Annotated in this window: 18 protein-coding genes and 1 pseudogene; 12 read left to right on the forward strand and 7 right to left on the reverse strand. The window is 60.3% G+C overall.

What is annotated here, in order from left to right:
- The first annotated feature begins 57 nt into the window (after positions 1-57).
- Positions 58-994: pseudogene (locus AC4ANK_RS06570) on the forward strand (AEC family transporter).
- Here AC4ANK_RS06570 and AC4ANK_RS06575 read toward each other — a convergent pair.
- The 6 genes from AC4ANK_RS06575 to gatC form a co-directional block, all read right to left on the reverse strand.
- Positions 991-1374 (reverse strand): carboxymuconolactone decarboxylase family protein, encoded by a 384-nt coding sequence (locus AC4ANK_RS06575; protein WP_005733046.1) that lies wholly within the window; start codon positions 1372-1374, stop codon positions 991-993. The pseudogene AC4ANK_RS06570 and the gene AC4ANK_RS06575 overlap by 4 nt on opposite strands.
- Positions 1375-1405: 31 nt before the next feature.
- Complete coding sequence (locus AC4ANK_RS06580) at positions 1406-2437, reverse strand: calcium/sodium antiporter (protein WP_002555112.1); 1032 nt, start codon at positions 2435-2437, stop codon at positions 1406-1408.
- A gap of 77 nt (positions 2438-2514) precedes the next feature.
- Positions 2515-2883 carry a septal ring lytic transglycosylase RlpA family protein gene (locus AC4ANK_RS06585; protein ID WP_002555111.1) on the reverse strand — a complete coding sequence of 123 codons (369 nt, stop codon included), beginning with the start codon at positions 2881-2883 and terminating at the stop codon, positions 2515-2517.
- Between the two features lie 350 nt (positions 2884-3233).
- Positions 3234-4679, reverse strand: coding sequence for an Asp-tRNA(Asn)/Glu-tRNA(Gln) amidotransferase subunit GatB (gene gatB, locus AC4ANK_RS06590; protein ID WP_002555110.1), 1446 nt, complete (start codon positions 4677-4679; stop codon positions 3234-3236).
- Between the two features lie 10 nt (positions 4680-4689).
- A complete protein-coding gene (gene gatA / locus AC4ANK_RS06595; RefSeq protein WP_004666201.1) occupies positions 4690-6141 on the reverse strand; it encodes an Asp-tRNA(Asn)/Glu-tRNA(Gln) amidotransferase subunit GatA in 1452 nt (483 codons plus the stop codon).
- Positions 6142-6155: 14 nt separating this feature from the next.
- Positions 6156-6443 carry an Asp-tRNA(Asn)/Glu-tRNA(Gln) amidotransferase subunit GatC gene (gatC, locus tag AC4ANK_RS06600; protein WP_002555109.1) on the reverse strand — a complete coding sequence of 96 codons (288 nt, stop codon included), beginning with the start codon at positions 6441-6443 and terminating at the stop codon, positions 6156-6158.
- A gap of 205 nt (positions 6444-6648) precedes the next feature.
- On the opposite strand from gatC, the gene mreB reads away from it, so the two are divergent.
- From mreB to tldD, 8 genes are all read left to right on the forward strand, one after another.
- Complete coding sequence (gene mreB, locus AC4ANK_RS06605) at positions 6649-7686, forward strand: rod shape-determining protein MreB (protein WP_002555108.1); 1038 nt, start codon at positions 6649-6651, stop codon at positions 7684-7686.
- Between the two features lie 231 nt (positions 7687-7917).
- Entirely contained in the window at positions 7918-8985 is a 1068-nt protein-coding gene (gene mreC, locus AC4ANK_RS06610; protein ID WP_002555107.1) for a rod shape-determining protein MreC, read from the forward strand.
- Positions 8978-9469, forward strand: a complete 492-nt coding sequence (gene mreD, locus AC4ANK_RS06615; RefSeq protein WP_002555106.1) for a rod shape-determining protein MreD — start codon at positions 8978-8980, stop codon at positions 9467-9469. The genes mreC and mreD overlap by 8 nt, the downstream gene beginning before the upstream one ends.
- A gap of 67 nt (positions 9470-9536) precedes the next feature.
- On the forward strand, positions 9537-10139 hold the full coding sequence (locus tag AC4ANK_RS06620; protein WP_002555105.1) for a Maf family protein: 603 nt from the start codon (positions 9537-9539) through the stop codon (positions 10137-10139).
- Positions 10136-11593 carry a ribonuclease G gene (gene rng / locus AC4ANK_RS06625; protein WP_002555104.1) on the forward strand — a complete coding sequence of 486 codons (1458 nt, stop codon included), beginning with the start codon at positions 10136-10138 and terminating at the stop codon, positions 11591-11593. Before AC4ANK_RS06620 ends, rng begins: the two co-directional genes overlap by 4 nt.
- A gap of 181 nt (positions 11594-11774) precedes the next feature.
- Positions 11775-15590 carry a YhdP family protein gene (locus tag AC4ANK_RS06630; protein ID WP_460383340.1) on the forward strand — a complete coding sequence of 1272 codons (3816 nt, stop codon included), beginning with the start codon at positions 11775-11777 and terminating at the stop codon, positions 15588-15590.
- Positions 15591-15638: 48 nt separating this feature from the next.
- Positions 15639-16484: a carbon-nitrogen hydrolase family protein gene (locus AC4ANK_RS06635; protein ID WP_031596785.1), complete on the forward strand. Its 846-nt coding sequence runs from the start codon at positions 15639-15641 to the stop codon at positions 16482-16484.
- 2 nt (positions 16485-16486) lie between these two features.
- Positions 16487-17926: a metalloprotease TldD gene (gene tldD, locus AC4ANK_RS06640; RefSeq protein ID WP_002555101.1), complete on the forward strand. Its 1440-nt coding sequence runs from the start codon at positions 16487-16489 to the stop codon at positions 17924-17926.
- A 48-nt stretch (positions 17927-17974) separates the two neighbouring features.
- Here the strand turns inward: tldD and yjgA are convergent, their stop codons facing one another.
- Positions 17975-18496: a ribosome biogenesis factor YjgA gene (yjgA, locus tag AC4ANK_RS06645; protein WP_003364101.1), complete on the reverse strand. Its 522-nt coding sequence runs from the start codon at positions 18494-18496 to the stop codon at positions 17975-17977.
- Positions 18497-18603: 107 nt separating this feature from the next.
- Between yjgA and pmbA the strand changes: the two genes are divergently transcribed.
- The 3 genes from pmbA (at position 18604) to istB (ending at position 23059) form a co-directional block, all read left to right on the forward strand.
- A complete protein-coding gene (gene pmbA, locus AC4ANK_RS06650; protein ID WP_002555099.1) occupies positions 18604-19950 on the forward strand; it encodes a metalloprotease PmbA in 1347 nt (448 codons plus the stop codon).
- A gap of 818 nt (positions 19951-20768) precedes the next feature.
- Positions 20769-22283 carry an IS21 family transposase gene (gene istA, locus AC4ANK_RS06655; RefSeq protein ID WP_054082386.1) on the forward strand — a complete coding sequence of 505 codons (1515 nt, stop codon included), beginning with the start codon at positions 20769-20771 and terminating at the stop codon, positions 22281-22283.
- A 20-nt stretch (positions 22284-22303) separates the two neighbouring features.
- Entirely contained in the window at positions 22304-23059 is a 756-nt protein-coding gene (gene istB / locus AC4ANK_RS06660) for an IS21-like element ISPsy14 family helper ATPase IstB (protein WP_460383337.1), read from the forward strand.
- The last annotated feature ends 558 nt before the right edge of the window (positions 23060-23617 follow it).

A 23617-nucleotide genomic window follows, 5' to 3' on the forward strand; every position in this document is an offset into this window, starting at 1 on the left:
ATGCTTGTCATGTGTGGCCTATCATGAGCTACCTAACGACGGGACCGGGTGTGTTGCATGCTGGCTATTTTTCTCCAAACCCTGAACATCACCGCCCCGGTGTTTGCCATGCTGTTTCTGGGCGTATTGCTCAAACGCATCGGTGCTATCAACGACGGGTTTATCGTCGCGGCTTCCGGGCTGGTGTTCAACGTCACGATGCCTGCGCTGCTGTTTCTGGGCATCATTCACGCTGATTTGCGCGCGGCTCTGCAACCCGGACTGCTCATCCAGTGTCGCGACGCTACTGAGTTTCGCATTCGCCTGGGGCTGGGCGATCTGGCGCTGCCCGCAAGAAGAGCGTGGCGTTTACGTTCAGGGCGCGTTCCGTGGCAACAACGGGGTAATCGGCCTGGCGCTGGCGGCGAGCATGTACGGCCCTTATGGCATTTCGTTGGGGGCGATTCTGGCCGCGCTGGTCATCGTCTTCTACAACACGTTGTCGACAATTGTGCTGGCGGTTTACAGCCCGGTGATCAAGTCCGACCCCTGGAGCGTGTTCAAAAGTGTGCTGGCCAACCCGCTGATCATCAGCGTCATCATCGCATCGCCTTTCGCTTACTTCAGCATAGGCCTGCCCAGGTGGCTGGAGACGTCCGGCAGTTATCTGGCGCAAATGACCCTGCCGCTGGCGCTGATCTGCATCGGCGGCACGCTGTCGCTGGCCTCGCTGCGTAAAAGTGGCAGTCTGGCGATCAGTGCCAGCGTCATGAAAATGATCACGCTGCCGCTGCTCTGCACGCTGGCCGCCTGGCTGGTCGGTTTTCGCGGCGCGGAACTGGGCATTCTGTTCCTTTACTTCGCGAGCCCGACGGCCGCTGCCAGCTACATCATGGCGCGCACCGCCAACGGCAACTACGAACTGGCCGCCGCGATCATCGTCATCACCACACTGGCCGCAGCGGTCACCACCAACGTGGGAATTTTCATTCTGCAATGGGGCGGCTGGATCTAGTCCGGCTTGACGTAGCTGTCGATGACTTCCTGTGCTGCACGGAACGCGTCGATGGCTGCTGGCACGCCGGCATAGACCGCGCAGTGCAGCAGCGCCTCGCGAATTTCCTCCACCGTGCAACCGTTGTTCAGTGCTCCACGAACATGGCCCTTTAGCTCTTGCGGGCATTTCAGGGCGGTGAGGGTGGCCAGGGTGATCAGGCTGCGGGTTTTCAGCGGCAAACCCTCACGACTCCAGACGCTGCCCCAGGCGTGCTCGTTGACGAAGTCCTGCAGCGGCTGGCTGAACTCGGTTGCGTTACCCAGCGCACGGTCGACGTAGACATCGCCCATTACCTGACGACGGATCTGCTCGCCTTCGCTGATTGTCTTGTCTGTCATGGCATTCCCCTTGTATCGATGCGGATTGAGGTCAGTGCTGGCGTCGCCAGGCGCGGATCGTGCCCCAGGCAACAACAACGCCGAGCACAGGCAGAACCAGAGTAAGCATTTTTGTCTCGAGCCTTTCGGCCAGTGCCATTCCAGTGCTGATCGCCAGAATATGCAGCCCGTACGTTAGGTACAGCGACAGCAGAAACACCCCTTCCATGCGGTCTATCCGGTAGCCGGAATAGAACAGCGGCACACAAAGCAGCGAAACACCGAGCATGATCGGCAGGTCGAACACCATTGCATTCGGCGAGATCGTCAGCGGCACCGGGGCGAACAGTGCAGTCACTCCCAATACCCCCAGCAGGTTGAACAGATTGCTGCCGATCACATTCCCCACTGCAATATCCCGTTCGCCACGAAACGCCGCGATCAGCGAGGTCATCAGGGCCGGCAGTGAGGTGCCGATGGCGATGATGGTCAGGCCGACGATGCGCTCGGAAAGCCCCAGATGGATGGCGATCACGACCGACGCGTCAACCAGCAAGTGCCCGCCAGCGGTCAGCAGCAGCAAGCCTGCGGCAAGCATGAGGATGCGCGTGAAGGTGCGTGGTTTCTCTGTTGTTTCGGCATGGCCGTGGCGCGGCGTGTGACCGCCCTGGCGGATGATGACAATCAGGCAGACCAGCAAACCTGCAAGCAGCAGTGCACCGTCAAATTTGCTGAATTCGCCGTTCCATGACAGGCCGATGGCCAGCAGGCAGGCACCGATCATCAGCGGAATATCGATGTGCAGCACCTGGCGGGCAACGCGTAACGGGATGATCAGCGCGCATAGGCCAAGAATCACCAGGACATTGAAGATGTTGCCACCGATGACGCTGCCTACGGCGATGTCGGTGTTATCGGCAAACGCAGCTTGCAGGCTTACCGCCATTTGCGGCGCGCTGGTGCCCATCGCCACCACGGTCAGGCCAATGAGCAATGGCCTGACCTTGAAAATCGCCGCCAGATGCACTGCCGCACGCACTGAAAGTTCTGCCCCTATCAGCAGCAATAGCAGGCCGCTGAACATTTGAATGAGCGCGGGGGCGGGCAGGGCCGATAGCTGGAGAATACGAATGTCCTTGTTAGTGTTGAACGGGATTAAGGCTAATCAAGGGCCTGAACACGCACTGGCGCGGTGCCGCTACGTAGCATACCCAGTTGTTCGGCTGCTTCGCGAGAGACATCGATCAATCGACCACGCGTGTGAGGGCCGCGATCATTGATGCGTACGACCACTGACCTGTCGTTGTCCAGGTTAGTGACCTTGACGCGCGTGCCGAATGGCAACTGCCTGTGTGCGGCAGTCAGCGCGTTCTGATTGAAGGGTTCGCCACTGGCTGTGCGATTGCCATGATGGCGGGCACCGTAATAAGCGGCTGTGCCGGTCTCGTCATAACCGTGAGGGTCGATGATGTGATTGGCGCAGCCTGCCAGTAACGTCAGCAGGCTGCAGGCAAAAATAAGGCGGCGCATGGGTTGGGTTCCTGAGTGCCGGAGTAGGTGTGGTTGACTCTCATGCCAATCCTCCATGCTGGCATGCATTTCCTGACGCTCCGCGTCGCAACTCGGTGTCGCAGCGCGCACGCAACAGCGGACGCAGAGCGTCCAGAACTGCATTCCCACGCGGAGCGTGAGGAACGATAGGTGCGCGTGTTGCACCGCGTACCCAACAGTGGACGCAAAGCTTCCAGAACGGCGCTCCCACGCTGGAGCGTGAAGAACGATAGGTGCGCGCGAGAACACCTATCGTGCCAATGCTCCGCGTTGGCATGCATTTCGTGACGCTCCGCGTCACAACTTGGTGTTGCACCGCGTGCTCGGTATCAGCCCTCCAGCTTGGCCTTCAGCAACTCGTTGACCTGCTGCGGGTTGGCCTTGCCTTTGGAGGCTTTCATTGCCTGACCGACGAAGAAACCGAACATCTTGCCGCGCTTGGCTTCATCGGCGGCGCGATATTGTTCGACCTGCTCCGCATTGGCAGCCAGCATCTCGTCGAGCATCGATTCGATGGCACCGCTGTCGGTTACCTGCTTCAGGCCGCGCTTGTCGATGACTTCATCGGCACTGCCTTCGCCATTGGCCATCGCCTCGAAAACCATTTTCGCGATCTTGCCGGAAATGGTGTTGTCGGTGATGCGCTTGAGCATGCCGCCCAGTTGCTCGGCACTGACCGGCGACTGTTCGATTTCCAGGCCCTGTTTGTTCAGCAGGCTGCCCAGTTCGACCATGACCCAGTTGGCGGCCAGCTTGGCGTCACCGCTGATGCTGACCACCTGCTCGAAGTAGTCGGCCTGCTCGCGGCTGGAGGCCAGCACACTGGCATCGTAGGTCGACAGGCCGAACTGGCTCTGGAAACGTTCGCGCTTCTGCGGCGGCAGTTCCGGCAATGTGGCGCGGGTTTCTTCGAGGAACGAATCCTCGATGATCACCGGCAACAGGTCCGGGTCGGGGAAGTAACGGTAGTCGTTGGCTTCCTCCTTGCTGCGCATGGCGCGGGTTTCGTTGGTGTTCGGATCGTACAGGCGGGTCTGCTGGATAACCTTGCCACCGTCTTCGATCAGATCGATCTGGCGCTGGATCTCGCTGTTGATCGCCTTCTCGATGAAGCGGAACGAGTTGACGTTCTTGATCTCGCAACGTGTGCCGAACTCGACCTGGCCCTTCGGGCGAATCGACACGTTGCAGTCGCAACGCAACGAGCCTTCGGCCATATTGCCGTCACAGATGCCCAGATAACGGACAATCGCATGAATGGCTTTTACATAGGCCACGGCTTCCTTGGCACTGCGCATGTCCGGCTCGGAAACGATTTCCAGCAGCGGCGTGCCGGCACGGTTCAGGTCGATACCGGTCATGCCCTGGAAGTCTTCGTGCAGGCTTTTGCCTGCATCTTCCTCGAGGTGCGCGCGGGTGATGCCGATGCGCTTGACTGTGCCGTCTTCCAGAGTGATGTCCAGGTGGCCCTTGCCGACAATCGGCAGCTCCATCTGGCTGATCTGGTAGCCCTTGGGCAGGTCGGGGTAGAAGTAGTTCTTGCGGGCAAACACGTTGTGCTGGCCGATTTCGGCATCCACCGCCAGGCCGAACTTGACGGCCATGCGCACGGCTTCCTTGTTCAGCACCGGCAGAACGCCGGGCATGCCCAGATCGACGAGGCTGGCCTGGGTGTTGGGCTCGGAGCCGAACGTGGTGGCGCTACCGGAAAAAATCTTTGATTGGGTCGAAAGCTGGGTATGAATCTCCAGCCCGATGACGACTTCCCATTGCATGTGTTTCTCCTCAGAAGCCTTCAGGTGCGCGAGTGTGCCAGTCGGTGACTTGCTGATACTGATGCGCCACATTCAAGAGACGGCCTTCCTGGAAATACGGAGCGAGCAACTGCACGCCGACCGGCAGGCCATCGACAAAGCCTGCGGGCATGGACAAGCCGGGCAGGCCCGCCAGGTTGGCGGTGATGGTGTAGAAGTCTTCCAGGTATTCGGCAATCGGATCGTTGGTCTTGGCGCCGATTTTCCAGGCCGGGTTGGGCGTGGTCGGGCCGAGGATTACGTCGACTTCGGCAAATGCACTCATGAAATCGTTCTTGATCAGGCGACGGATCTTCTGCGCTTGCAGGTAATAAGCGTCGTAGTAGCCCGCCGACAGCGCATAGGCGCCCACCATGATGCGGCGCTGGACTTCCGGGCCAAAGCCTTCAGCGCGGGAACGCTTGTAAAGGTCGGTCAGGTCTTTCGGGTCTTCGCAGCGGTAGCCGAAACGCACGCCGTCGAAGCGCGACAGGTTGGACGAGGCCTCAGCCGGCGCGATGACGTAGTAGGCCGGGATTGCGTGTTGCAGGTTTGGCAGGCTGACTTCCTTGACGACCGCACCGAGTTTTTCCAGCTCCTTGACGCTTTCATGCACCAATTGCGCGATACGCGGGTCCAGGCCTGCGCTGAAATACTCTTTCGGTACGCCAATACGCAGCCCCTTGAGCGAGGTATTGAGGCTGGCGGAGTAGTCCGGAACCGGCTCGTCGATGCTGGTCGAGTCCTGCGGGTCGAAGCCGGCCATGCCTTGCAGCAGCAGTGCGCAATCTTCGGCGGTGCGCGCCATTGGCCCTGCCTGATCGAGGCTTGAAGCGTAGGCGATCATGCCCCAGCGCGAAACACGGCCGTAGGTAGGCTTGAGGCCGGTGAGGTTGGTCAGTGCCGCAGGCTGGCGAATCGAGCCGCCGGTGTCGGTGCCGGTTGCGGCAGGCAGCAGGCGTGCAGCAACCGCCGCTGCCGAACCACCGGAAGAGCCACCGGGCACGCATTGCAGATTCCACGGGTTTTTCACCGCGCCGTAATGGCTGGATTCGTTGGCCGAACCCATGGCGAATTCGTCCATGTTGGTCTTGCCCAGCGTTACCGTGCCTGCCGAAGCCAGTTTCGACACAACCGTGGCGTCGTACGGCGCCTTGAAGTTGTCGAGCATCCGGGAGCCGCAACTGGTACGAATGCCCTGGGTGCAGAACAGGTCCTTGTGCGCCAGCGGGGCGCCGAGCAGCGGGCCGTTCTCACCGGCGGCGCGCCGAGCGTCTGCCGCCTGGGCCTGAGTGATGGCCAGGTCTTCGGTGAGGCTGATGAAGCTGTTGAGCTGCGGGTCGAGCGTCGCGATACGCGACAGCAGAACGCGGGTCAGCTCTTCAGAAGAAAACTTTTTTTCGGCGAGTCCGCGAGCGATCTCGGCCAGAGTCATTTGATGCATGCAGGCGCTTTCCCTTACTCGATGACTTTCGGAACCAGATAGAGGCCGTCTTGGACCGCTGGTGCGATGGCTTGGTAAGTGTCACGACGATTTCGCTCGGTGACGGCGTCTTCGCGCAGGCGCTGGGTGGCTTCCAGCGGATGGGCCAGAGGTTCGATGCCAGTGGTGTCGACCGCTTGCATCTGATCGACCAGTCCGAGAATGCTGTTAAGTGCTTCGGTGGTACGCGGGATATCGGCGTCATTGAGACCCAGTCGGGCCAGATGAGCGATCTTTTCCACGTCGGAGCGTTCAAGCGCCATGGGGTATCTCCAGTGGAATGCTTATGGATTTGCTTTGTTGCCAATTGCGGAACACTATCGCGTTATTACTGTCTCAAGCCGCTAACGTCGAGGGTCATGTTCGGAAAACCGCCAATTTAGCATATTGGCTCCTTGCCCAAAATCCCTGTCGTTGTTAGAGTTTGCCGCACTTTTTTTACCACGCGTTCCCTAGGGTCCCTTTCCCATGTTCAAGAAACTGCGTGGCATGTTTTCCAGTGATCTATCCATCGACCTGGGCACTGCCAACACCCTTATCTACGTGCGTGAGCGCGGTATCGTTCTGAATGAACCCTCTGTCGTTGCAATTCGTACTCACGGCAACCAGAAGAGTGTCGTGGCCGTCGGTACCGAAGCCAAGCGCATGCTGGGCCGTACTCCAGGCAACATCGCAGCCATTCGTCCAATGAAAGACGGCGTTATCGCCGACTTCAGCGTCTGCGAAAAAATGTTGCAGTACTTCATCAACAAGGTCCACGAAAACAGCTTTCTGCAGCCCAGTCCTCGTGTGCTGATCTGCGTTCCGTGCAAATCCACCCAGGTTGAGCGTCGTGCCATTCGCGAATCTGCCCTGGGTGCAGGTGCACGCGAAGTATTCCTAATCGAAGAGCCAATGGCCGCTGCAATCGGTGCCGGTCTGCCGGTGGAAGAAGCTCGCGGTTCGATGGTTGTCGACATCGGCGGCGGCACCACCGAGATCGCGCTGATTTCCCTGAACGGTGTGGTGTATGCCGAATCCGTACGTGTAGGCGGCGACCGTTTCGATGAAGCGATCATCACCTATGTGCGTCGTAACTACGGCAGCCTGATCGGCGAATCCACCGCCGAGCGCATCAAGCAGGAAATCGGTACGGCCTACCCGGGCGGTGAAGTGCGTGAAGTCGACGTCCGCGGCCGCAACCTGGCTGAAGGCGTGCCACGTGCGTTCACCCTGAACTCCAACGAAGTGCTTGAAGCGCTTCAAGAGTCATTGGCGACCATCGTTCAGGCGGTCAAGAGCGCTCTGGAGCAGTCGCCTCCGGAACTGGCCTCGGACATCGCCGAGCGTGGTCTGGTCCTGACCGGTGGCGGTGCATTGCTGCGTGATCTGGACAAATTGCTGGCTCAGGAAACAGGTCTGCCGGTGATCGTTGCCGAAGACCCGCTGACCTGCGTAGCCCGCGGCGGTGGCCGTGCGCTGGAAATGATGGATAAGCACACCATGGATCTGCTCTCCAGCGAGTAATTCGCCGGAGTGCCTTTCACGGAGTCTTTTGTATGCAGGTGGCGTATGTGCTACCTGTATGCATCGTGCTGACACCGAAACAGGGTGCCTATCTCTTTCATTTGTCCAGGCCGGTTACATACCGCATGAATAATTGCCAATCGAAGTTCGATCCAACGATCGCATGCCCCGGAGGAGCGGCCTATTAAACCGCTTTTCGCAAAAGGCCCTTCGCTGGGCGTACGTCTGCTGGTGCTGGCCGTTCTGTCGGTTGCGTTGATGGTTGTCGACGCCCGCTTTACGATCCTCAAGCCCGTGCGCAGCCAGATGTCGATGGTGCTCATGCAGTCCTACTGGATCGTTGATCTGCCACAACGTTTGTATCAAGGCGTTGCCAGTCAGTTCGGCAGCCGCACAGAGCTGATCGCCGAAAACGAAAAACTCAAGACCGAAGCGTTGCTCCTGCAAGGTCGCTTGCAAAAGCTGGCGGCACTGACCGAGCAGAACGTTCGTTTGCGTGAGTTGCTGAACTCTTCTGCGCTGGTCAACGAAAAGGTCGAGGTCGCCGAGTTGATCGGCATGGACCCGAACCCCTTCACCCATCGCATCATCATCAACAAGGGCGAGCGCGACGGCGTTGTGCTGGGCCAGCCGGTGCTCGATGCGCGTGGCCTGATGGGCCAGGTTGTCGAGCTGATGCCGTACACCTCGCGGGTCCTGCTGCTGACTGATACGACCCACAGCATTCCGGTGCAGGTGAATCGCAACGGCCTGCGTGCTATCGCCAGCGGCACCGGCAACCCTGAACGGCTTGAGCTTCGGCATGTGGCAGATACTGCCGACATCAAAGAGGGTGATCTGCTGGTCAGTTCCGGCCTGGGGCAGCGCTTCCCGGCTGGCTACCCGGTGGCTACGGTCAAGGAAGTGATTCACGACTCCGGCCAGCCGTTCGCAATCGTGCGTGCCGTGCCAACCGCCGCATTGAATCGCAGCCGTTATCTGCTGCTGGTGTTCTCGGACGGTCGTTCGCCGGAAGAGCGGGCTGCCGACGCGGCGCAAGCGCAGGAATCCATCGACAAGGGTATCGAGCCTTCAGTGATGGCGACCCTGCCGCCGCCGACACCTGCTTTCCCGATGTGGCCGCAAGCAACTGTTCCGGTATTCCCGGGCAGCACTGCAACGCACAAGCCTGCTGCGCAATCGACAACGCCTGCGCCGGCTGCAGCGCCTGTGACACCGGCAAGGCCTGCCGCCCGGCCTGCTGCTTCACAGCCGCCTGCTTCAAGACCTTCCACTGCTCGGGAGCCTATCGATGGTTAGTCATGTTTCCGGGCGCAATGGCTGGGTGGTCTGGCTGACGTTTGCGATCGGTCTGTTGCTGAGCGTTTCGCCGCTGCCGCAATTCATGGAAATCTTCCGGCCCTTGTGGCTGGCCCTGTTGCTGACCTTCTGGGTTCTGGCGCTGCCGCACAAATATGGTATGACCACTGCGTGGATACTGGGGCTGATGGAAGATGTGCTGTATGGCACATTGCTTGGCCAGAATGCGCTGATCCTCAGCCTGATCACGTTTCTGGTGATGTCCCTGCAGCAGCGTATGCGTATGTTCCCCATGTGGCAGCAATGTCTGGTGCTGTTGGTCGTATTCGGTCTGGCGCAGCTTGCGCAGCTCTGGCTGAGTGCATTGACCGGCAACCGTCAGCCTACGCTGGCGCTGGTTCTACCCGCGCTGGTTAGTGCCCTGTTGTGGCCCTGGATCAGCTATGGCCTGCGTGGATTGCGCAAACGTTTGAAAATCAATTAAGCGCAAGGTGAGCGCGACGCCCCGCTGCGTCCCTGGCGCTCACCCGAACAGACACGGAGATGTCCTTATGCCCTCGCTTTATCTGGCTTCTGGCTCGCCGCGCCGCCGCGAACTTCTGACTCAGATCGGTGTGTCCTTTACCGTACTGAACGCTCAGATTGACGAAACTCCCTTCGACCACGAAACCCCGGCTGCCTATGTCGAGCGTCTTGCGCTCGGCAAGGCCCAGGCCGGGCTGTCTGTGCTGGCGGCCGAACAACAGGCCTGCGTGATGGGCGCTGACACGGCGGTGGTGCTTGATGGGCGCATTCTCGGCAAGCCGGCCGATGAGGCGGATGCTCTGGCCATGCTGACGGCCCTGTCCGGGCGCGAGCACGAAGTGATGACCGCCGTCGCGCTGAGTGATCGGCATCGCAGTGAAACCCGTATTGTGACCAGTCGCGTGCGCTTTCGCCCGATTCAACCCCACGAGGCCCAAGCCTACTGGGCCAGTGGCGAGCCTGCCGACAAGGCCGGAGGCTATGCCATTCAAGGGCTGGCGGCGATTTTCGTCGAGGGCCTGCAAGGCAGCTATTCTGGGGTGGTTGGTCTGCCTCTGTGTGAAACCGCAGAACTGCTTGGCCATTTCGGCATACCCTGCTGGCAATGCCTGGAAGGTGACGAGTCATGAGTGAAGAGATCCTGATCAACATCACCCCGATGGAATCACGGGTGGCAGTGGTAGAAAACGGTGTTCTGCAAGAGGTGCACGTCGAGCGTACCCAGCGCCGCGGCATCGTCGGCAATATCTACAAAGGCAAGGTAGTGCGGGTGCTTCCCGGCATGCAGGCGGCGTTCATCGATATCGGTCTGGACCGCGCTGCATTCATTCATGCCTCGGAAATATCCATGCGTGAAGGGCCTGCCGTCGAGAGCATTGCGTCGCTGGTGCATGACGGCCAGAGCCTTGTGGTGCAAGTCACCAAGGACCCCATCGGCAGCAAAGGCGCGCGGCTGACTACCCAGCTCTCCATTCCGTCACGGTATCTGGTGTACATGCCGCGCACTGCGCATGTAGGCATTTCCCTGAAAATCGAGGACGAGGCAGAGCGTGAACGACTGAAAAAAGTTGTCAGCGATTGTGTCGCCCTGGAAGGTATCAAAGAGGCCGGAGGCTTTATTCTGCGTACCGCGGCCGAGGGTGCCGGTGCTGATGAAATCCTCATGGATATCCGCTATCTGCGCAGGCTCTGGGATCAGCTCGGCGAGCAGATCAAGACCGTCAGCCCGCCCACGGTGATTTACGAGGACCTGGGCCTGGCCCTGCGTACCTTGCGTGACCTGGTCAGCCCGCGTATCGAAAAAATCCGCATCGACTCGCGGGAAACCTTTCAGAAGACCACCCAGTTCGTGGCCGAATTGATGCCGGAGATTGCCGACAGGCTGGAGCATTATCCGGGCGAACGGCCGATCTTCGACCTCTATGGGGTCGAGGATGAAATCCAGAAAGCTCTCGAACGCAAGGTGCCGCTCAAGTCCGGTGGTTATCTGGTGGTCGATCCGGCCGAGGCGATGAGCACCATCGACGTCAATACCGGCGCGTTTGTGGGGCATCGCAACCTTGAAGAAACCATCTTCAAAACCAACCTGGAAGCCGCTACAGCCATTGCCCGGCAGCTGCGCCTGCGCAATCTGGGCGGCATCATCATTATCGATTTCATCGACATGGAAGACGGTGAGCATCAGCGTCAGGTGTTACGCACGCTGGAGAAACAGCTGGAACGCGATCACGCCAAGACCAATATCATCGGTATCACCGAGCTTGGCCTGGTGCAGATGACCCGCAAGCGCACCCGTGAAAGTCTTGAGCAAGTGCTCTGCGAGCCCTGCCATTGCTGCGCGGGTCGGGGCAAGCTGAAAACCCCCGAGACCATTTGCTATGAAATCTTTCGCGAGATCCTGCGAGAAGCCCGAGCCTATCAGGCGGTGGGTTATCGGGTTCTGGCCAATCAGCGCGTGGTCGATCGCTTGCTCGACGAGGAGTCGGGCAACGTGGCTGAACTGGAGAGCTTCATTGGCCGGACCATCCGTTTTCAGGTAGAAACCATGTACTCGCAGGAACAATACGACGTGGTGCTGCTCTGAGGGTGCTGATCGTTTGAAATATGATGACAAGTGCCCTTCGGGTTTCCGGCAGGTATGCCGTTTTATCGAGAATGATGCGTGGGAAATGAGCAAAACCTGTACCTGAACGCACCTGCACACCTGAGCCGGAATCGATTCGCCGATTCCGCTGCTTGTATCCCGCAGCGGAGGGCATCCTGATATGGGTCGTCTTCCTCGCCTTGTTGCAACCCTGACTCGTTGGGGTTTGAGCCTGTGCGCACTGGTTTTGGTGCTCGCGGCGTTGTACGTAAGCCTCGGGCGTCAGCTCACGCCGCTGGTTGCCGAATACCGTGTGGATGTGGAAACCAGGGCCAGCAGCGCGCTTGGCATGCCGTTGAGCATTGGCAGTCTGGAAGGTAGCTGGAGCCGGTTTGCCCCGGTTTTTCTGGCTCACGACGTCATGGTCGGAGAGGGTTCCAGTGCTGTGCGTCTTGATCGTGTAAGGGTTGTTCCCGACCTCTGGGAAAGCCTGCTGGCGCGTCAAGTGCGCATCGCTCATCTCGAGGTGGACGGCCTGCAGTTCATGCTCAGGCAGGACAAGGAGGGCAACTGGTCGGTACAGGGCTTGCCAGTGCGCAACGACAGCCCGTTCGACCCCGGGCAAGTGCTTGAGCAGATGCAGATGGTCTCGCACTTGTCGCTGCTCGACAGCCAGGTCACTGTGCAACCGTTTGACGCCGCGCCGCTGACCCTGACCTATGTAAACCTCAGTCTGGCCACAGGCAGTTATCACCAGCGCCTTGATGCACGCCTGACGCTGCCGGATGGCCAGCCGTTTGCCCTGAATGTGCGTTCACGTATCCAGGCCAGTCAGTGGAAGGACGGCGAGGCAGATGTCTACGCCAGCCTGCCGCAAAGCGACTGGGCCAGGTGGTTGCCAAAAAGCCTCACCCGGGAATGGACACTGTCGAAGCTGCAGGCCGGTGGCGAGCTGTGGATGAGCTGGGGCAAGGGCACTGTGCAAAGCGCGACTGCGCGGCTTAATGCGCCGCATGTCAAAGGCGTTTATGCCGGTCGCAAACCCTCGACTGTCGACAACCTCGCGCTCAACGCCTGGTTTGCGCGCACTGACACAGGTTTCGACCTGAACCTCGATTCACTGGCGATGAGCCTGGGCGACAAGCGCTGGGAAAGCCGCCTACAACTCACGCAAACCGCTGCGACGCCCGACAGCGAAGAACTCTGGCATGTGCAGGCCGATCGCCTGGACCTGACGCCGCTCACGCCGCTTATTGATTCCCTCGCACCGTTGCCGGAGAAAGCCATGGCAGTGGTCGACGGTCTCAAGGTGACAGGCGGGCTGCGTAACGTGTTGCTGGATTACCGGCCACAGGCAGCCGGCGACAAGCGCCTGAGCTTTGCCGCCAATCTGGACAAAGTGGGGTTCAACGCCTATCGCGGGGCCCCGGCGGCCGGAAATGTCACCGGGGCCATCAGCGGCGATCTGGGCCAGGGCGAACTGCGGCTCGACACCAATGACTTTATGCTTCATCTGGACCCTATCTTCGCCAAGCCCTGGCGCTACCAGAAGGCCAATGCCCGTCTGACCTGGAAGCTCGATGATCAGGCATTCACCCTGATCGCGCCGTATATCAAAGTGCTCGGCGACGAAGGCAAGATCGCGGCAGACTTTCTGATCAGGATTCATCTCAGCCATGAGCAGGAAGACTACATGGACCTGCGGGTCGGCATGGTCGACGGCGATGGTCGTTACACCAGCAAGTATTTGCCTACAGCCCTCAGTCCCGAGCTTGATCACTGGCTGCGCACCGCCGTGGTGAGTGGTGCGGTCAAGCAGGGTTTCTTTCAGTATCAAGGGTCGCTGAACAAGAGTTCGCCCGACACCGCACGCGTCATCAGCCTGTTTTTCGATGTCAGCAACGCAACGCTGGCGTTCCAGCCGGGCTGGCCTTCGTTGACCGGAGTCGACGGCAAGGTTTACGTCGAAAACAGCGGCGTGCGAGTCAAGGCAAGCAAAGGGCAGTTGCTCGATACCAAAATAAGCAACGTGCTGGTCAATATTCCCCACGTCCCGGCAGGTCAGGACAGCCACCTGCTGGTCGATGGCAGTTTCTCCGGCAATCTGATCGATGGCCTTAAGATTCTCCAGCAAGCGCCTATCGGCACGGCCAGCACGTTTGCCGGCTGGACCGGCGATGGTCCGCTGGATGGCAAGCTGAAGCTGGATATTCCGCTGGCCAAGGGCGTCGAGCCAAAGGTTGTGGTGGATTTCAGTACCGACAATGCGCGTTTGAAACTGGCTGACCCGGTGCTGGAATTGACTCGCCTCAAGGGCGATTTCCGCTTTGACAGCGCCAAAGGGCTGAGCGGCAAGGGCATCAAGGCGCAGGCATTTGATCGTCCCGTGACCGCAGAAATCGCTGCCGAAGGCAAGCCAGGCGACAACGTGACACGCATTGTGGCAAACGGGCAGATCACCGTGAAGCGGCTGACCGACTGGCTGAGCGTTACCCAGCCACTGCCGGTGTCGGGTGACTTGCCGTATCAGCTGCAATTGACTCTGGACAGCAAGGACAGCCCGCTGGTGATCAATTCCACGCTCAAAGGCGTGGCAATCGATCTGCCTGCACCGTTTGGCAAGATTGCCGAGGAGGAGCGTCTCAGCGAGTTCCGCATGACCCTGCAAGGCGCGGAGCGCAGGCTTGGCGCGGCGTATAACGATCAGGCCAACTTTGCTTTTGCCGCACCGAATGGCAAGTTTGCCGACGGTCGCGGCGAGCTTTATCTCGGGCGCGGCGGGGCGATAGTGCCGGACGCCAAAGGGCTGCGGATTCGTGGCGAATTGTCTGAGCTGGACGTAGCGCCCTGGCAGGAGCTGGCTGGACGATATACCGGCAATGATCCGGGCGGCAGCGCAAAACAACTGCTCAACAGCGTCGACCTGCAGATCGGCAAGCTGACGGCGATGGGCACCACGCTGGATAACGTACGTGTTCAATTGCAGCGCAATGCTGCGGCTTGGGCCTTGTCGCTGGACAGCGCGCTGGCCAAGGGCACTGCCGTGCTGCCCGACGCGAAGTCCGCGCCGATCGGTATTAACATGCTCTACGTGCGACTGCCTGCCTCTGATCCGAATGCGGCGGTCGTCGAGAACGCGCCTGACCCTCTGGCGGATATCGACCCGCACAATATTCCTGCGCTGGACGTGAAGATTGCCCAGCTGTTTCAGGGCGACCAGTTACTGGGTGCCTGGTCGCTGAAAACCCGCCCGACGGCGACCGGTATGCGCATGTCCGACCTGAGTCTGGGGCTCAAAGGTATTTTGCTCGAGGGCGATGGTGCCTGGGAGGGCACTCCGGGGTCCAGCAGCAGCTCGTTCAAGGGGCGTGTGGCAGGCAAGAATCTGGCAGACGTGCTCAAGGCCTGGAACTTCGCGCCGACGGTCACCAGTGAAAGTTTCGAAATGAATGTCGACGGACGCTGGCCGGGTTCGCCTGCCTGGGTGGGCCTCAAGCGCTATTCCGGCAGCCTGGATGCGACGTTGAACAGAGGCCAGTTTGTCGAGGTAGAAGGCGGTGCTCAGGCGCTGCGGGTGTTTGGATTGTTGAATTTCAACTCCATCGGCCGTCGCTTGCGCCTGGACTTCTCCGACCTGCTGGGCAAAGGGCTCAGTTACGACCGGGTCAAAGGGCTGCTGGTCGCCAGCGACGGTGTTTATGTGACGCGCAACCCGATTACCCTGACCGGGCCGTCGAGTAATCTTGAGCTCATCGGTACGCTGGACATGGTCCGCGACCGCGTTGATGCGAAGCTGCTGGTGACCTTGCCGGTGACCAACAACCTGCCGATCGCGGCACTGATTGTCGGTGCGCCCGCCATTGGCGGCGCGCTGTTCCTGGTCGACAAGCTGCTGGGCGACAGGGTTGCCCGCTTCGCCAGCGTGCAATACAAGGTCGAAGGGCCCTGGAAAGAGCCGAAGATCACGTTCGACAAGCCATTTGAAAAGCCCCAATAGCGCCGCATGGAGTACAGTGGTGGCCAGGTCATCAAGGAGCGGGTCGCCATGTCCTTTGCTGTGATTCAGATGGTCAGCCAAAGCGATGTCCAGGCTAATCTGGTCAGCGCTCGCCGCTTGCTGGAGCAGGCAGCCGAAGGTGGCGCGCGGCTCGCGGTGCTGCCCGAAAACTTTGTTGCCATGGGGCGGCGTGACGTGGCCGACATCGGTCGTGCCGAAGCTCATGGGCACGGGCCGATCCTGCCATGGTTGAAACTGGCCGCTCGCGACCTCAAGTTATGGATTGTTGCCGGAACCTTGCCACTGCCGCCGGATGAGCGACCCGATGGCAAGGTGACGGCGTGTTCGTTGCTGATCGATGAACACGGTGAGCAGGTGGCCCGGTATGACAAGCTGCATCTGTTTGATGTGGATGTTGCTGACAATCGGGGCCGCTACCGTGAATCCGATGACTATGCTCACGGAAACAATGTGGTGGTGGCCGATACACCTGTAGGGCGCGTGGGGCTGACAGTCTGTTATGACTTGCGCTTCCCCGAGCTGTACACCGCGCTGCGGGAGGCCGGTGCTGAACTGATTACCGCGCCGTCAGCTTTTACTGCGGTAACGGGTGCTGCGCACTGGGACATTCTGATCCGGGCGCGCGCCATCGAAACCCAGTGTTACGTGCTGGCGGCGGCACAGGGCGGGGTCCATCCGGGGCCTCGCGAGACTTACGGGCACGCGGCCATCGTTGATCCATGGGGCCGCGTACTGGCCGAGCAGGCACAGGGTGAAGCCGTGCTGCTGGCCAGGCGCGACAGTGAAGAACAGGCGTCCATACGGGCGCGGATGCCGGTGTCCAGTCACCGGCGCTTTTTTTCGCAGGACGCCATGCGGCCTGCTTCGGAGTGAATATGAGTGATCTGTCCTCAGTCAGCGAACACCTTCTGGCCCCTGGTGGCCTGAGCCTCGACAGCCTGCAATCGGTGCTCGGAGAGCTTGCCGGGCCGGGTATCGACGCGGCTGATCTGTATTTTCAGGGCATGATCTCCGAGTCCTGGTCGCTCGAAGACGGCATCGTCAAGGAAGGCAGTTTCAATCTCGATCAAGGCGTGGGCGTGCGCGCTCAATCGGGCGAAAAGACTGGTTTCGCTTACAGCAATGCCATCACTGAGGACGCACTGCGCACCGCTGCCCGTGCTGCCCGTTCCATCTCCCGCGCTGGGCAGAATGGCCGGGTGCAGGCTTTTACCTCGCAGGATGTGGCCCAGTTGTACGCCCCGGATAATCCTCTGGAAGTGCTGAGCCGCGCCGAGAAGGTCGAACTGCTCAAACGCATTGACGTCGCGACGCGCGCGCTGGACTCGCGTATCCAGCAGGTGTCTGTGAGCATGGCCGGTGTCTGGGAGCGCATTCTGGTGGCCGCAGCCGATGGCAGTCTGGCCGCCGATGTGCGTCCGCTGGTGCGCTTCAACGTCAGTGTCATCGTCGAGCAGAACGGCCGCCGCGAGCGGGGCGGGCATGGCGGTGGCGGGCGTACGGACTACCGTTATTTTCTGACCGATGATCGTGCCATGGGCTACGCGCGTGAAGCGCTGCGTCAGGCGCTGGTCAACCTGGAAGCGATTCCTGCTCCGGCAGGCACATTGCCGGTGGTGCTGGGTTCCGGTTGGTCAGGCGTGCTGCTGCACGAGGCGGTTGGTCACGGCCTTGAAGGTGACTTCAATCGCAAGGGCAGTTCGGCTTACAGCGGGCGCATGGGCGAGATGGTTGCATCGAAACTTTGCACGATTGTTGACGACGGTACCCTTGCAGGGCGTCGCGGCTCGCTGAGTGTCGATGACGAAGGCACACCGACCGAGTGCACCACACTGATTGAGAACGGCGTGCTCAAGGGCTACATGCAGGACAAGCTCAATGCCCGCTTGATGGGTGTCGCACGGACTGGTAACGGTCGTCGAGAGTCCTACGCTCACCTGCCGATGCCACGTATGACCAATACCTACATGCTGGGCGGGCAGAGCGACCCGCAGGAAATCATCGCCTCGGTGAAGCGCGGTATTTACTGCGCCAATCTGGGTGGCGGTCAGGTGGATATCACCAGCGGCAAATTCGTGTTTTCGACCAGCGAGGCTTATTTGATCGAGGACGGCAAAATCACTGCGCCGGTCAAGGGTGCGACCTTGATCGGTAACGGGCCGGAAGCCATGAGCAGGGTATCGATGGTGGGCAACGACCTGTCGCTCGATAGCGGCGTGGGGACGTGCGGGAAGGACGGCCAGTCTCTGCCGGTCGGTGTGGGTCAGCCCACGCTGAAAATCGATGCGATCACAGTGGGTGGTACGGGTAGCTGAAGGTGAGTCGGGGCTGGCCGCTTGCTGCTGCCGGCCCCGCGGTTGAAATCAACGCAGACCGCGTTGAAGTTCGTCCAGCTCACGGATGTATTTGAAGATTTTGCGGCTGGTGGCCGGCGGTTTGTTACGTGCAACTTCGTGTTGCGCCTGACGAATCAGCGAGCGCAGCTGCTGACGGTCGGCATCGGGGTATTCGACAACGAATTTCTCGAGGTCGGCGTCATCACCCGCGATCAGGCGATCACGCCAGCGCTCCAGATTGTGAAAACGTTCGTTGTATTGGCGAGTGGAGGCATCGAGTTGGTCCAGCAACACCAGAATGGCTTCCTGGTCCTGATCGCGCATCAGCTTGCCAATGAACAGAATATGCCGCTTTCGCGCGATGTTCGCCGTGTGCTTGGGCGCTTCGGCCAGGGCCTTGCGCAAAGCGTCGGTCAGCGGCAACTTGGCCAGCACATCGGCTTTGAGTGTTGTCAGTCGCTCGCCGAGGTCGACCAGAGCATGCAGCTCTCGTTTGACCTGGGTTTTGCTTTTCTCCCCGTCGAGGGAGTCGTCGTAAGAATCAACCATGGGGGCAGTCCGCAAAGAAACGCCGCCATGATAACCAGTCGTGGGCCGCTTGTCCGGCCCGGTCGGTATTCGGCCTGTGCTGAAAGAAGAATTTGATGGAGAAAGTCATGAGTGCAACCCAAAGCGTCGGTCCGCAAGCCTTGCCCGAACTGCAGGAACAGGTCGAGCAGATTATCGCCGAAGCCCGGCGTCAGGGCGCCAGCGCCTGCGAAGTCGCAGTGTCGGTGGATCAGGGACTGTCGACATCGGTCCGTCAGCGTGAAGTTGAAACCGTAGAGTTCAACCGCGACCAGGGTTTCGGTATCACCCTGTATGTCGGGCAGCGCAAGGGCTCGGCCAGCACCTCGGCCACAGGTGCCGATGCCATTCGTGAAACCGTTGCCGCTGCATTGGCGATTGCCGAGCACACCTCCGAAGACGAAAGCTCCGGGCTGGCTGATGCTGCGCTGATGGCCAAAGAGATCATGGATTTCGATCTTTATCACACCTGGGATATAACGCCCGAGCAGGCCATCGAGAAAGCGCTGATCTGCGAAGCCGCGGCCTTCGACGCCGACAGCCGGATCAAGAACGCCGATGGCACCACGCTCAATACCCATCAGGGCTGCCGTGTGTATGGCAACAGCAACGGCTTCATCGGCGGTTATGCATCAACGCGGCACAGCCTCAGTTGCGTGATGATCGCCGAGGGCGAAGGCCAGATGCAGCGTGATTACTGGTACGACGTCAATCGCCAGGGTGAGCTGCTGGCTGATGCCCAGAGCATTGGTCGCAAGGCTGCGTTGCGTGCGGCGAGCCGTCTGGGTGCGCGTCCTGTGCCGACCTGTGAAGTGCCGGTGCTGTTTGCCGCAGAACTGGCAGGTGGCCTGTTCGGCAGCTTTCTCGGTGCCATTTCCGGTGGCAACCTGTACCGTAAATCGTCATTTCTGGAGGGGGCCCTGGGTCAGCGGCTGTTCCCGGAGTGGATGACCATTGATGAGCGTCCGCACTTGAAGCACGCAATGGGCAGTTCGGCGTTCGACAGCGACGGTCTGGCGACGTTTGCCAAACCGTTCGTGGAAGGCGGCGATCTGGTTTCCTATGTGCTGAGCACTTATTCCGGTCGCAAGCTGGGCATGCCGAGCACTGCCAATGCGGGCGGGGTGCATAACCTGTTCGTCACCCATGGTTCGGAAGATCAGGCCGCGCTGATTCGACGTATGGGCCGTGGCTTGCTGGTAACCGAATTGATGGGCAGCGGCCTGAACATGGTTACCGGTGACTATTCGCGGGGCGCAGCAGGTTTCTGGGTCGAGAACGGGGAAATACAATTTCCGGTTCAGGAAGTGACGATTGCCGGCAACATGCGTGACATGTTCAAGCAGATCGTCGCCGTTGGTAGCGATCTTGAACTGCGCAGCAACATCCGTACCGGCTCGGTGCTGATCGAGCGTATGACCGTAGCGGGTAGCTGAGCCTAGCGACGCTTCACTGGTCCGTGATATCCAGGTTTTGTAGGAGCGGGCTCGTCCGCGAACTGCCGGGAACCGGCAGCAAAACCAAGCGCCTCGGTGCACCAGATACAGCCAAGGTAGCCTGTTTTAGGGCCGCTTTGCAGCCCATCCACGCCCTCCGGGCCGAAGCAGCCCTACGCTGGTCCGCGATATCCAGGTTTTGTAGGAGCGGACTCGTCCGAACTGCCGGGAACCGGCAGCAAAACCAAGCGCCTAGGTGCACCAGATACAGCCAAGGTGGCCTGTTTTAGGGCCGCTTTGCAGCCCTTCGCGGACAAGTCCGCTCCCACGCCCTCCGGGCCGAAGCGACGCTTCGCTGGTCCGCGATATTCAGGTTTTGTAGGAGCGGACTCGTCCGCGAACTGCCGGGAACCGGCAGCAAAACCAAGCGCCTCGGTGCACCAGATATAGCCAAGGTGGCCTGTTTTAGGGCCGCTTTGCAGCCCTTCGCGGACAAGTCCGTTCCCACGCCCTCCGGGCCGAAGTAGCCCTACGCTGGTCCGCGATATTCAGGTTTTGTAGGAGCGGACTCGTCCGCGAACTGCCGGGAACCGGCAGCAAAACCAAGCGCCTCGGTTGCGGATTCCACGACTATCCGGACACCCATTCCACCAACATCCGGACACTGATTCCATGCTGATCCGGACACTCATTCCACAAGCATCTGGACACCGATTCCACGGCCATCCGGACACTTTCAGGCAGGCAGCAACGCAGGACTATTCACTACTATCGACCTCTTTTTTCGAAGCGAAGAGGTCGTCGTGGAGCGTTTATCCATGCGTAAAATCCGAGAGGTACTACGCCTAAAGTTCGACGCTGGCCTGTCCGTGCGCAAGATCGCCGCCAGCTTATCCATCGGCCATTCGAGTGCAGGGGATTACCTTTGCCGGTTCGCCGCCAGTGGGCTTCAGTGGCCCATCGATATTTCTGACGCGGAGTTGAATCGACGGCTGTTTCCACCGGCAGTGCCAGTGCCGACCGACCAGCGCCCAATGCCTGACTGGGCATGGGTACACGCGGAGTTGCGCCGCCCCGGCGTCACTTTGGCCTTGCTCTGGCAGGAATATCGACTCGCTCACCCGCAAGGCTTCCAATACAGCTGGTTCTGCGAGCACTACCGCCTTTGGACCGCCAAGGTCGACGTGGTCATGCGCCAGGAGCATCGTGCTGGCGAAAAGCTGTTCGTCGATTACGCCGGGCAAACAGCGCCGGTCATCGACCGACAAACCGGCGAGATCCGTCAGGCTCAGATCTTCGTCGCCGTTCTCGGCGCGTCCAGCTACACCTTTGCCGAGGCCACCTGGTCGCAGAAACTGCCCGACTGGCTGGGCTCGCACGTCCGATGCTTTGCTTTTTTCGGCGGCACAACGCAGATCCTGGTGCCCGATAATCTGCGCAGTGGCGTGACTAAAGCGCACCGTTACGAGCCGGATATCAACCCCAGCTACCGCGATCTGGCCGAGCATTACGGCGTCGCCGTCTTGCCTGCTCGCTCGCGCAAGCCCAAGGACAAAGCCAAGGTCGAAGTCGGCGTGCAAGTGGTCGAACGCTGGATCCTGGCGGTGCTGCGCAACCGCCAGTTCTTCTCGCTTGGCGAACTCAACACAGCCATCGCGCTACTGCTGGATCGCCTCAACCACAAGCCCTTCAAAAAGCTGCCCGGCTCACGCCGGTCAGCCTTCGAGGCCATCGACCAACCGGCCCTGGAAGGCCTGCCGGAACACCCGTACGTCTATGCCGAATGGAAAAAGGTACGCGTCCATATCGACTATCACGTTGAGGTCGATGGCCACTTTTACTCGGTGCCGTACCAGCTGGTGAAGCACCAAGTCGAAGTGCGGCTCACGGCCCAGACCGTCGAGTGCTTCCACGCCAACCAGCGCGTGGCCAGCCACCTTCGCTCGCAGCACAAAGGCCGCCACACCACCCAAACCGAGCACATGCCCAAGAGCCACCGCGAGCACGCCGAATGGACACCGCAACGGCTGATCCGCTGGGCAGAGCAGACCGGGCCTAACACCGCCGGCGTCATCACCTACATCCTCGAACGCCGAATCCATCCGCAACACGGCTTCCGCGCCTGCCTGGGCATCCTGCGCCTGAGCAAACAGCACGGCGAAGCGCGGCTGGAAGCCGCGTGCCAGCGGGCGCTGGCACTGGGCGCATGCAGCTACAAAAGCCTCGAGTCGATCCTGCGCCAAGGGCTGGAGCGCCTGCCGCTGGCCCAGCAAAACCTGCCGCTGCTGCCTGACGAGCACATCAACCTGCGTGGCCCGGGCTACTACCACTGACCTGAGAAAGGAGCTTCGAAATGCTACCGAATCCAACGCTCGACAAGCTACAAACCTTGCGCCTGCACGGCATGATCAAGTCGCTGGGCGAACAACACGCAACGCCTGATATCAATGATCTGAGCTTCGACGAACGCTTCGGTCTGATGGTCGATCGCGAGCTGACCGAGCGCGAAGACGCCCGCCTGACCACCCGCCTCAAAGCCGCGCGGTTGCGCCACAACGCCTGCCTGGAAGACATCGACTACCGCAGCCCGCGTGGCCTGGATAAGGCCTTGATCCTGCAACTGGGCAGCGGCCAATGGCTGCGCGATGGCCTGAACCTGATCATCGGCGGGCCGACGGGCGTAGGTAAAACCTGGCTTGCCTGCGCGCTGGCTCACAAAGCCTGCCGCGACGGTTACAGCGTGCGCTATCTGCGTCTGCCGCGCTTGATGGAAGAACTAGGCCTGGCCCACGGCGATGGCCGCTTCGCCAAATTGATGGCCGGCTACGCCAAGACTGACCTGCTGATCCTGGACGACTGGGGCCTGGCACCGTTTACCGCCGCGCAACGGCGCGACATGCTTGAGCTGCTGGACGACCGCTACGGCAACCGCTCGACGCTGGTGACCAGCCAAATGCCAGTGGACAAATGGCATGCGTTGATCGGCGATCCGACCTTGGGCGATGCGATCCTCGACCGGCTGGTGCATAGCGCTTATCGAATTGAACTGAAGGGTGAATCGATGCGCAGGCGCGCAACGAAATTGACGGCGGCAGGGGCTTCAGACTAACAATGCAAACCTGCGTCGCTGCGCTCCGACTGCCTGTCCGGATAAGCGTGGAACGAGTGTCCGGATGTTGGTGGGCTGAGTGTCCGGATGACGTGGAATTCGCACGCCTCGGTGCACCAGATACAGCCAAGGTGGCCTGTTTTAGGGCCGCTTTGCAGCCCATCGCGGACAAGTCCGCTCCCACGCCCTCCGGGCCGAAGCAGCCCTACGCTGGTCCGCGATATCCAGGTTTTGTAGGAGCGGACTCGTCCGCGAACTGCCGGGAACCGGCAGCAAAACCAAGCGCCTCGGTGCACCAGATACAGCCAAGGTGGCCTGTTTTAAGGCCGCTTTGCAGCCTATCGCGGACAAGTCCGCTCCCACGCCCTCCGGGCCGAAGCAGCCCTACGCTGGTCCGCGATATCCAGGTTTTGTAGGAGCGGACTCGTCCGCGAACTGCCGGGAACCGGCAGCAAAGCGGGCATCTCAGCACCTGTGTATGACGCACTCGCTCAAGATCGCGCTTGTAATGATTCTTTATATCATTTAATAATGAATATCATTATTAAGATGAGCTGT

It is taken from the genome of Pseudomonas sp. Pmew2 (assembly GCF_058129885.1).